Origin of the sequence: Halomonas sp. 707D4, assembly GCF_024158685.1 — a bacterium.
GTDB lineage: Bacteria > Pseudomonadota > Gammaproteobacteria > Pseudomonadales > Halomonadaceae > Vreelandella.
Genome location: NZ_JAMZBD010000564.1, coordinates 1 through 1,768 on the forward strand (window position 1 = coordinate 1; position 1,768 = coordinate 1,768).

General features: G+C 66.7%; 4 protein-coding genes. 1 reads left to right on the top strand and 3 read right to left on the bottom strand.

Annotation, left to right across the window (positions count from 1 at the left end):
* The 3 genes from BIS11_RS16595 to BIS11_RS16605 all read right to left on the bottom strand — a co-directional run.
* The coding region (locus BIS11_RS16595) for an AAA family ATPase (protein ID WP_253586591.1) at positions 1 to 355 on the bottom strand (355 nt) is incomplete at its 3' end.
* A gap of 10 nt (positions 356 to 365) precedes the next feature.
* The gene (gene hslV / locus BIS11_RS16600) at positions 366 to 899 is read right to left on the bottom strand and encodes an ATP-dependent protease subunit HslV (protein WP_253426047.1); all 534 of its coding nucleotides are present in this window, start codon (positions 897 to 899) and stop codon (positions 366 to 368) included.
* 177 nt (positions 900 to 1,076) lie between these two features.
* Positions 1,077 to 1,733: an SPOR domain-containing protein gene (locus tag BIS11_RS16605; RefSeq protein WP_253586592.1), complete on the bottom strand. Its 657-nt coding sequence runs from the start codon at positions 1,731 to 1,733 to the stop codon at positions 1,077 to 1,079.
* On the opposite strand from BIS11_RS16605, the gene BIS11_RS16610 reads away from it, so the two are divergent.
* On the top strand, positions 1,707 to 1,768 hold a 62-nt coding region (locus BIS11_RS16610; protein WP_253586593.1), incomplete at its 3' end, for a hypothetical protein. The two genes, BIS11_RS16605 and BIS11_RS16610, sit on opposite strands and share 27 nt — an antisense overlap.

Here is a 1,768-nt window from a genome sequence, read left to right on the forward strand (position 1 = left end):
CCTCCTCCTTGGCGTGCTCGCGCACCATCTTGATCGCCGCTTCCATCAGATCACGAACGATCGACTCGACGTCGCGACCGACGTAGCCGACTTCGGTGAACTTGGTCGCTTCCACCTTGATGAACGGCGCGCGGGCGAGCTTGGCCAGGCGCCTGGCGATCTCGGTCTTGCCCACGCCGGTCGGGCCGATCATCAGGATGTTCTTCGGCGTGACTTCCGGGCGCAGATCACTATCGAGCTGCATGCGCCGCCAGCGGTTGCGAAGCGCAATGGCCACGGCGCGCTTGGCATCCTTCTGGCCGATGATGTACTGATCGAGGGCGTGAACGATTTCGCGGGGGGTCATCTGGGTCATGAAAAAGGCCTCAACGGTCGTCGATGTTCAGCTCTTCGAGCGTGACGTGGTGGTTGGTGAATACGCAGATGTCACCCGCGATCTGCAGGGATTTCTCGGTGATTTCCCGCGCGCTGAGTTCGGTGTTTTCCAAAAGCGCCCGGGCGCTGGCCTGAGCGAAATTACCGCCGGAGCCGATGGCGATGATGCCGCGCTCGGGCTCCACCACATCGCCATTACCGGTGATGATCAGGGAGGCGCTGTGATCCGCCACGGCCAGGAGCGCCTCGAGGCGGCGCAGCGCCCGGTCGGTGCGCCAGTCCTTGGCCAGTTCCACGGCGGCCTTGGTCAGGTGGCCCTGGTACTTCTCGAGCTGGGCTTCGAAGCGCTCGAACAGGGTGAAGGCGTCCGCGGTGCCACCGGCAAAGCCAGCGAGCACCTTGCCCCGGTAGAGGCGGCGCACCTTGCTGGCGTTGCCCTTCATCACGGTATTGCCAAGCGAGACCTGGCCGTCGCCGGCGAGGGCGACCTGGTTACCGCGGCGTACGGATACGATCGTGGTCATGGAGATGACTCCTTGAGGGAGCGAGGCTCCCGATGACGTGTCGGTCGCCAGGCGACCGCAACTGGGTTGAGCGCCGGATGAACGGGCGCGTCGATAAAGCGAATGACAACAAAATGCGGGCGGTCGATGAAAAATCAACCGCCCGCAGCGTGGGGAGGGGCAGATTGTCGCAGCGCGTCAGTTCTGCAGCTGGATCAGCAGCGGCTCGATGCCCTGGGTCGTCATCAAATCCTGAGCGCGGTTGAGCTCGCGGGTGTCCTCGTACGGGCCGACCTGGACACGGTGCCAGGTGTCGCCGCTGGCCTGCACTTCGGTGATCTGGGCCAAGAGGCTCAGGTTTCGAAGCCGCGAGCGTAGCTGCTCGGCATCGGCGAGGTCCTTGAAGGAGGCCGCCTGGAGCATGTAGCGCTCCGGCGCGGCGGCGGGCGCCTGTGCCGGGGTCGGGGCCTGCGCGCTCGACTGCTCCTCGGGGCGGGGGTTGGCGGCGATCACCTGGGCGATCAGGTCGTCGCCCCCGGTGGTGTCGGCGGCGGGCTCGTTCGGCGTCTCGGCGACCTCGGGGCGGCTGACCGTCGACGGCAGCGCCACGCCGGGGGCGATGACCTCGGTTTCCGGCAGTAACGTGTAGAACTCGAAGGTCGGCATCGCCGGCTCGGACGGGTTCTCGCTCTGGCGGGCCGCGCCGCGCTCGTCGCCGCCCTGGGAGGACTTGGGCAGCACCGTGGCTTGGGGCGTGTCGTCCTGGGCCTGCCAGGGGGCGGTACCGTGCTGGTGATGGTCGACGACGACGCGCTTCGAAACGTTCGCCTGGCGCTCGGCATCGCCACCCGCCAGGTGCTGCGCAACGGACTCGACCTGATGGGCGTCAG